At 69.0% G+C, this 7945-nt stretch carries 9 protein-coding genes; 8 read left to right on the plus strand and 1 reads right to left on the minus strand.

From position 1 onward, the window contains the following. Window positions 1–218 precede the first annotated feature (218 nt). The 7 genes from HV742_RS29390 to HV742_RS29420 all read left to right on the plus strand — a co-directional run bounded on the left by HV742_RS29390 (window position 219) and on the right by HV742_RS29420 (window position 5682). Entirely contained in the window at window positions 219–653 is a 435-nt protein-coding gene (locus HV742_RS29390; RefSeq protein ID WP_059270151.1) for a type II toxin-antitoxin system RatA family toxin, read from the plus strand. After that, complete coding sequence (locus HV742_RS29395; protein WP_049074214.1) at window positions 643–990, plus strand: RnfH family protein; 348 nt, start codon at window positions 643–645, stop codon at window positions 988–990. Before HV742_RS29390 ends, HV742_RS29395 begins: the two co-directional genes overlap by 11 nt. A 207-nt stretch (window positions 991–1197) precedes the next feature. Next, entirely contained in the window at window positions 1198–2352 is a 1155-nt protein-coding gene (locus HV742_RS29400) for an acyl-CoA dehydrogenase family protein (protein WP_068950553.1), read from the plus strand. Further along, the gene (locus HV742_RS29405) at window positions 2349–3524 is read left to right on the plus strand and encodes an enoyl-CoA hydratase/isomerase family protein (protein WP_059270153.1); all 1176 of its coding nucleotides are present in this window, start codon (window positions 2349–2351) and stop codon (window positions 3522–3524) included. The genes HV742_RS29400 and HV742_RS29405 overlap by 4 nt, the downstream gene beginning before the upstream one ends. An 80-nt stretch (window positions 3525–3604) precedes the next feature. After that, window positions 3605–4495: a 3-hydroxyisobutyrate dehydrogenase gene (gene mmsB / locus HV742_RS29410; protein ID WP_049074205.1), complete on the plus strand. Its 891-nt coding sequence runs from the start codon at window positions 3605–3607 to the stop codon at window positions 4493–4495. Between the two features lies 1 nt (window position 4496). Continuing rightward, window positions 4497–4934 (plus strand): PaaI family thioesterase, encoded by a 438-nt coding sequence (locus tag HV742_RS29415; RefSeq protein ID WP_049074202.1) that lies wholly within the window; start codon window positions 4497–4499, stop codon window positions 4932–4934. Between the two features lie 58 nt (window positions 4935–4992). Further along, window positions 4993–5682 (plus strand): VIT1/CCC1 transporter family protein, encoded by a 690-nt coding sequence (locus HV742_RS29420; protein WP_054416184.1) that lies wholly within the window; start codon window positions 4993–4995, stop codon window positions 5680–5682. A gap of 62 nt (window positions 5683–5744) precedes the next feature. Here the strand turns inward: HV742_RS29420 and ygfZ are convergent, their stop codons facing one another. Then, window positions 5745–6743: a CAF17-like 4Fe-4S cluster assembly/insertion protein YgfZ gene (gene ygfZ, locus HV742_RS29425; protein ID WP_175147075.1), complete on the minus strand. Its 999-nt coding sequence runs from the start codon at window positions 6741–6743 to the stop codon at window positions 5745–5747. A gap of 157 nt (window positions 6744–6900) precedes the next feature. On the opposite strand from ygfZ, the gene mltG reads away from it, so the two are divergent. Continuing rightward, the coding region (gene mltG / locus HV742_RS29430; RefSeq protein WP_175147076.1) for an endolytic transglycosylase MltG at window positions 6901–7945 on the plus strand (1045 nt) is incomplete at its 3' end.

Here is a 7945-nt window from a genome sequence, read left to right on the forward strand (position 1 = left end):
CTCTGATCCGTTCCGGGGCCGCCGTTCCCGGACCGGCATGCGGATCCGTTCCGTGGCGGGATCTGTTCTTGGGTTTGCTCTGCGGCAGGCGATGGGCGGGCAGTCCGGGGGGCGTTCGCCCGGATACCCGGCTGCCGCGGACCCGCCGCGGCCATGTTTGCGCCCCGGGTGGCGCGGTGCCGGTAAAATCCTATCATTCTAGCCATTTGCGATAGTCGATGCACAAAGTACAGCGATCCGTCCTGGTGCCCTACAGCGCCGCCCAGATGTTCGACCTGGTGGCCGACGTGGAGAAGTACCCCGAATTCATGCCGTGGTGCGGCGGCGCGGAGGTCCAGAGCCGCGACGAGCACGGCATGCAGGCTTCCATCCTGATCAGTTTCGCGGGCATGAAGCAGCGCTTCACCACGCGCAACCGGCATGTCTATCCCGACCGCATCGACCTGGAACTGGTCGATGGTCCGTTCTCCAGCCTGGTGGGGCACTGGGAGTTCCAGCCGTTGGCCGAGGACGCCTGCAAGGTGCTGTTCACCATGGAATACGCGTTTTCCAACCGGGCGCTGGAAATGGTGGTGGGGCCGGTGTTCAACCGCATCGCCACCAGCTTCATCGATTCCTTCACCAAGCGCGCGCAGGCCAAGTATGGGGAATGAGGCGCCCGCGGACGGGCGGATCGCCGTGTCGGTCTGCTATGCCTTGTCGGCCCAGGTCTGGTTGCGCGAGCTGCGGCTGCCGGCGGGCGCGACCGTGGCCGACGCCCTGCACGCCAGCGGCTTTGCCCAGGCTTTCCCGGTGGTCCAGCCCTGGGAGCGGGGCGTGGGCGTGTTCGGACGCGCGGTCGAGGCGGATACGCCGCTGCGCGATGGCGATCGCGTCGAGATCTACCGGGGCCTGAGTTTCGATCCCAAGGAGTCGCGCCGCCGCCGCGCCGAGCATCGGCGCGCCAAGACCGCGCGCAACGGGCGGGTGCGCCCGGCCGGGCTGCTCTAGCGGCTTGCCGCGGGGCGCGTTGCCCGGGCAGCGCGGCCAGCCCTCACATTGTCGTCATCGGGACAAATCGCGTCGCGTCTTCCGGCGTAACATTGACGGCGCCGTACCCTTACGTTTACGTCAACGTCATGTCAAAATGGCCTGGCTGGCGTTCACGAGACGGCAGCAACGCCAACAGACAATACCGATGACATCAGGAGACAGGCTGTGGACTTGGAACTGACCGACGAGCAGCGCGCGTTCGCGCAGGCCGCGCGCGACTATGCCGAGGGCGAACTGGCGCCCCATGCGGCGCGGTGGGATGCCGAGGGCATCTTTCCCAAGGAGGCGTTCGCGCGCGCCGGCGAGATGGGCTTCTGCGCCATCTATGCCAGCGAGGATATCGGCGGCCTGGGGCTGCCACGCCTGGACGCCACCCTGGTGTTCGAGGAAATGGCCGCCGTCGATCCGTCGACCACCGCATTCCTGACGATCCACAACATGGCCACCTGGATGGTCGGCAAGTGGGCCCAGCCGGCCCTGCGCGAGGCCTGGGGGCCGCTGCTGGCCAGCGGCCAGAAGCTGGCCTCGTACTGCCTGACCGAACCGGGGGCCGGCTCCGACGCCGCCTCGCTGTCGACCCGGGCGCAGCGCCAGGGCGACCACTATGTGCTCAATGGCGCCAAGGCCTTCATCTCGGGCGGCGGCGACACCGACCTGCTGGTGGTGATGGCGCGCAGCGGCGGCGAGGGCGCGGGCGGCATCAGCGCCTTTGCCGTGCCCGCCGACAGCGAGGGCATCAGCTACGGCCGCAAGGAAGAGAAGATGGGCTGGAACAGCCAGTCCACCCGTCCGATTGTGTTCGAGAACGTGCGTGTGCCCGCCGGCAACCTGCTGGGCGAGGAGGGCGAGGGCTTCAAGATCGCCATGAAGGGCCTGGACGGCGGCCGCATCAATATCGGCACCTGCTCGGTGGGCGCGGCCCAGGGCGCGCTGGACGCGGCCCGCCGCTACATGGACGAGCGGCGCCAGTTCAACCGCCGCCTGGCGGAATTCCAGGCGCTGCAATTCAAGCTGGCGGACATGGCCACCCACCTGGTGGCGGCGCGTCAGATGGTGCGGCTGGCGGCCTGCAAGCTGGACGCCGGCGCGCCCGACGCCGCCACCTACTGCGCGATGGCCAAGCGCTTTGCCACCGACATGGGCTTCCAGATCTGCCTGGACGCCCAGCAGATCCACGGCGGCTATGGCTACTTGCGGGACTATCCCTTGGAGCGTCTGGTGCGCGATACTCGCGTACATCAGATTCTGGAGGGGACAAACGAGATCATGCGCGTGATCATCGCCCGCCAATTGTTGGAAAAAGGAGCCGACATAAGATGAATGCACCGGTGCTGTTCGAAGAAAGGGCCGCCGCCAATGGAATGCGCTTCGGGATCGCGACGCTGAATTCGCCGCAGACCCTGAACGGGCTGTCGCTGGAGATGGTCGACCTGCTGGCCGAGCGCCTGGACGCCTGGGCGCGCGATCCGGCGGTGGCGCTGGTGGTGCTTCAGGGCGCGGGCGAGAAGGCCTTCTGCGCCGGCGGCGACTTGCACGGCCTGTACCGCAGCATGACCGAGAACGCCGGCAAGGGCGCCTGGGGCAATGCCTACGCACGCCGTTTTTTCGAGCATGAATACCGCCTGGACTACCGCATCCACAGCTACCCCAAGCCGGTGCTGTGCTGGGGCCACGGCATCGTCATGGGTGGCGGCATCGGCCTGATGATGGGCGCCAGCCACCGCGTGGTCAGCGAGACCTCGCGCCTGGCGATGCCGGAAGTGTCCATTGGCCTGTTCCCGGATGTGGGCGGCAGCTGGCTGCTGAACCGCATGCCGGGCCGCATCGGGGTGTTCCTGGCGCTGACCGGCGCCCAGATCAATACCGCCGACGCGTTCTTCGCCGGCCTGGCGGATTTCCGCCTGAACCACGAAGACTGGCCCAAGCTGCTGGCTTCGCTGGAGGAACAGCCTTGGGCCGGCCAGGCCGCCGGCGGCGCGGAGGATGCGATTCCGCCGCGCTCGATCAACGACGGCCTGTTGCGCCGGGCGCTGACGGCGCTCGAGCCGCAGACGCCGCTGGAGAGTGGTCATCTGCGCCAGCACTCGTTCATGATCAACAGCCTGTGCAGCGGCAACCGGCTGGACGAGATCTACGAGGAACTGGCCGGATTGAAGGACCATGCCGACCCGTGGCTGGCGCGCGCCGCCGCCACCATGCTGGCCGGTTCGCCCGGCTCGCTGCGGCTGTCGTTCGCGCTGCAACAGCGCATGCGGCTGCGGTCGCTGGACGATGTGTTCCGCGCGGAGTACATCGCCGCGCTGCATTGCACCGCGCATGGCGATTTCGCCGAAGGCATCCGCGCGCTGCTGATCGACAAGGACAAGACGCCGCGCTGGAACCCCGCGGTGCTGGACATGGCCACCGAGGCCTGGGTGCAGAAGTTCTTCGACGAGCCCTGGCCCGAGGGCCAGCCGCATCCGCTGGACGACCTGGGCAAGGAAGGCCGCTGACGTCCGCCGCGGAGCGGGCCGGCATCGCGTCGCAACACTGATTTCATACCTACAGCAATAGCAACAGGAGACAGGACATCATGAGCAGTATCGCGTTTATCGGTTTGGGCAACATGGGCTCGCCCATGGCATTGAATCTGGTCAAGGCCGGTCACAGCCTGACGGTGTTCGACCTGGTGCCGGCGGCGGTCAAGGTCTTGACCGATGCGGGCGCCAAGGCGGCGGCGTCGGCCGCCGAAGCGGTCAAGGGCGCCGAGGTGGTGATCTCGATGCTGCCGGCCAGCAAGCACGTCGAAGGCCTGTACCTGGACCAGGACCTGCTGGGCAAGATCCCGTCCAGCGCGCTCGTGATCGAGTGCAGCACCATCGCGCCGGACTCGGCTCGCAAGGTGGCGCAGGCCGCCGAGGTGCGCGGAATCGCCATGATCGACGCGCCGGTCTCGGGCGGCACCGGCGGCGCGGCCGCGGGCACGCTGACCTTCATCGTCGGCGGCCAGACCGCCGCGCTGGAGCGCGCCCGTCCGGTGCTGGAAAAGATGGGCAAGAACATCTTCCACGCCGGGCCCGCGGGCGCCGGCCAGGTCGCCAAGATCTGCAACAACATGCTGCTCGGCATCCTCATGGCCGGCACCTCCGAGGCGCTGGCGCTGGGCGTGGCCAACGGCCTCGATCCCAAGGTGCTGTCGGACATCATCGCCAAGAGCTCGGGCCGCAACTGGGCCACCGAGCTGTACAACCCGTGGCCCGGCGTGATGGAACACGCCCCGGCCTCCAAGGGCTACGCCGGCGGCTTCGGCGTCGACCTGATGCTCAAGGACCTGGGCCTGGCGGCCGAGGCGGCGCTGTCGGCGCGCGCTTCGATCCCGCTGGGCGAGCTGGCGCGCAACCTGTACTCGTTGCACAGCGCGGGCGGTTCGGGCCGGCTGGACTTCTCCAGCATCGTCAATCTGGTCAAGCGCGACCAGGACTGACATGGCCGCGCCCGCGACTTGCGTCGATCCGGCCGGGCGGGTCCAGGCGAGCTTCGAGCGGCAGAGCATCATGCGGCTGCTCGGCGCCAGCCTGGACGTGGTCGAGCCGGGCAGGGTGGACATCGCGCTGCCGTACCGCGCCGACCTGTGCCAGCAGAACGGCTTTCTGCACGCCGGCATCTCCACCACCATCGCCGATTCGGCCGGCGGCTATGCCGCCTTCAGCCTGTTCCAGCCTGGCGAGGACGTGCTGACCTCGGAGTTCAAGATGAACTTCCTGGCGCCCGCCAAGGGCGAGCGCTACGTGGCCAGCGGCCGCGTGGTCAAGCCGGGCAAGCGCCTGTCGATCTGCCAGGTCGAAGTGCATGCCTACGAGGGCGAACAGGCCACGCTTTGCGTGATAGGCTTGCTCACCGCGGTGCGCGTGACGCCGCGTTGAGCCGCTGGCGGCGGCCGTCCGCCGCCAGCCTTGTCGCGCCTTGAACGGGTCCACGGCAATGCCTTCCAAAGAACATCACCGGATATTCCGCAGCAACTGGCTGCGCGCGGCCGTGCTGGGCGCCAACGACGGCATCGTCTCGACCGCCAGCCTCATCACCGGCGTCGCCGCGGCCCAGGCCTCGCACGAGGCGGTGCTGACCTCGGGCCTGGCCGGCCTGGTGGCCGGGGCGCTGTCGATGGCGGCGGGTGAATACGTCTCGGTGCGGTCGCAATCCGATATCGAGGCCGCCGACCTGCGAATGGAGCAGCGTTCGCTCAAGCGCAATTCTGGCGAAGAGCTGGAAGAACTCATTGAGATCTATGTCGAGCGCGGCCTGTCGCGCGACCTGGCCGAGCAGGTCGCGCGGCAATTGACGCGCCATGACGCGCTCGACGCTCATGCGCGTGATGAGTTGGGCATTTCCCTGCACAATCGTGCCCGTCCGGTGCAGGCGGCGGTGGCGTCGGCGGCCTCGTTCGCCGGCGGCGCGGCTTTGCCGCTGGCCGTTGCCGCGGTTGCGCCGCTGCCGCATCTGATCAGCTGGGTGATCGTGGCGTCAGTCGCCTGTCTGGCCTGTCTGGGGGCCCTGGCGGCAGGCGCCGGGGGCGCGCCCAAGGGGCCGGCGGCATTGCGGGTGACGGTGCTGGGCGCGCTGGCGATGGCGGTGACGGCGGGCGTGGGCGCCATGTTCGGCGCCGTTGTCTGAGGGGCGCTGGCGGCGACGGCCGCGCGGATCGGGTCCGCGGGCCGGCAACCGGGCGGCGTGCGTCAGGGGGTGAGGGAGTACGGCAGCGGGGCGGCCGCGATGCGCGGGCCGTCCGCCGAGGCCAGCCGCAGATCGCCTTCCGGCAGGGCGGCCAGGGTGGTTTCGAACAGCACCGACACGGTGTCGTGCGCGCGCGAAGCATCGACGATGCGGCCGATGGGCTCGCCCGGCTGGGTGGCGTCGAATACGTCCTGGCCCGCCAGGCTTTCAGTGGAGAGGTCGGCGCCGGCAATGGTGCCAAAGGCCATGCGGCGCTTGACCGTGCCGCGGTAGTGGCTGCGCGCCACCACTTCCTGGCCCGGATAACAGCCCTTGGTGAAGCTGACACCCTGGATCAGGTCCAGGTTGACCGTTTGCGGAATGAAGACGTCCTGGGTGGCCGTGGTGATCCAGGGAATGCCGGCGGCCAGGTCGGCGGCGTGCCACTGGGCAGGCGGGACCTGGCCGAGCACGGGCGCCAGCGGCGCCGCGGCCTCCAGCTGGGCGTCGGAAGCGACCCACCACCAGCGCAACGTGGCGTCGGCCGAGGGCGCGGCGATCCAGGTGCCGGAGGGCAGTTCGGCGCGTTCCCACGGCGTGCGCGGCAGCGCGCCGGCGACGGCTTCCAGCGCGGCCAGTTGCGCCGGCGCGGCCTGCACGCCGGTCACATGGAGGGAGGCGGCGGCCAGCTTGACCTTGGCGCGCAGCACGAACATGGACAGACGCTTGATCAGGGCCGCGGCCAGGTCCTGGCGCACCAGGCCGTACAGGCGCGGCGCATCTTCGGCCGGATCGGTGCCGCGCCACATCACCAGCGTGGCCAGCAGGCGGCCCTTGGCGGTGCAGTAGCCGGCCAGGCGGGCGGCGTCGGCGGGCAGGCCGGTGACGTCCTGCGTCAGCTGGCCGTGCAGGAAGGTCAGCGCGTCGGCGCCGCTGGCGCTGAAAACGGCGAAATCATCCAGGGGGGCGCATTGCGCGCAACCTTCGGCGCGCGCCGGGATCGAAGAAAAGAAAGCATGCATGGCTGCGTGGGCCCGTGACTGATCATCAAAGGCTTGATGATAGCTGTGTTCTCCTCCTGGCAGGCCCATGCCCGCGCGGGGCAAAGGGGCGCGCGGCGCGCTCCGGCCCTCGTTTTGCCCCGCCAGGTTCGCGCGATCCATTAAACTTCCCGGACTTATGAAGAAGCGACTCCGTTTTTACGTCTTGTGGTCATTCCTGCTCATCGTGCTGGCCGCCGCCGCGGCTGCCGGCGCCGCCTGGCATTGGATGCACCGGCCTATCCACCTGTCGGCCGACAGGATCGATTTCGTGGTGGACCCGGGCAGTAGCCCGCGCACGGTCGCGCGCGCGCTCAATGCGGCCGGCGTGCCGGTGTGGGAGCCGGGCTTCGTATGGATGGCGCGCCTGTCCGAGCAGGACAAGCTGATCAAGGCGGGCGGCTACCAGGCCATCAACGGCGACACGCCCTGGCTGCTGCTGCAGCGCATGGCGCGCGGCGACATGACCCAGCGCCAGATCACCTTCCTGGAGGGCTGGACCTTCCGCCAGATCCGTCAGGCGCTGCGCGAGAATCCCGACGTCAAGCAGACGCTGGGGGACATCAGCGACGAGGCCCTGATGGAACGCCTGGGCTCGGACATCAAGCACCCGGAAGGCCTGTTCTTCCCCGACACCTACATCTTCACGCCGGGCAGCACCGACTTTGACCTGCTGCGCCGCGCCTATCAGGAAGGCCAGCGCATCCTGGACGACACCTGGGCCAAGCGCCAGTCCGACCTGCCGCTGTCCACGCCCTACGAGGCGCTGGTGCTGGCGTCCATCATCGAGAAGGAAACCGGTCATGGCCCGGACCGCCGCCGGGTCGCGGGCGTGTTCGCCAACCGCCTGAAGATCGGCATGCTGCTGCAGACCGATCCCACCGTCATCTATGGCATGGGCGACGCCTACCAGGGCCGCATCCGCAAGCGCGACCTGCAGACCGACACGCCCTGGAACACCTACACGCGCCCGGGCCTGCCGCCCACGCCGATCGCGGCCGCCGGCCGCGCGGCGCTGTTGGCGGCGGTGCAGCCCGAGCAGCACAAGTTCCTGTTTTTCGTGTCGCGCGGCAACGGCACCAGCGAGTTCTCGGTGAACCTGTCCGAGCACAACCGCAACGTTTCCCGCTACATCCTGGGCCAGACCCCGGCGGCCCGCCCGGCGCCGGCCGGCAGGCCGCCCG

Source organism: Achromobacter ruhlandii, assembly GCF_902859695.1.
In the GTDB taxonomy this organism is placed as follows: domain Bacteria; phylum Pseudomonadota; class Gammaproteobacteria; order Burkholderiales; family Burkholderiaceae_B; genus Achromobacter; species Achromobacter ruhlandii.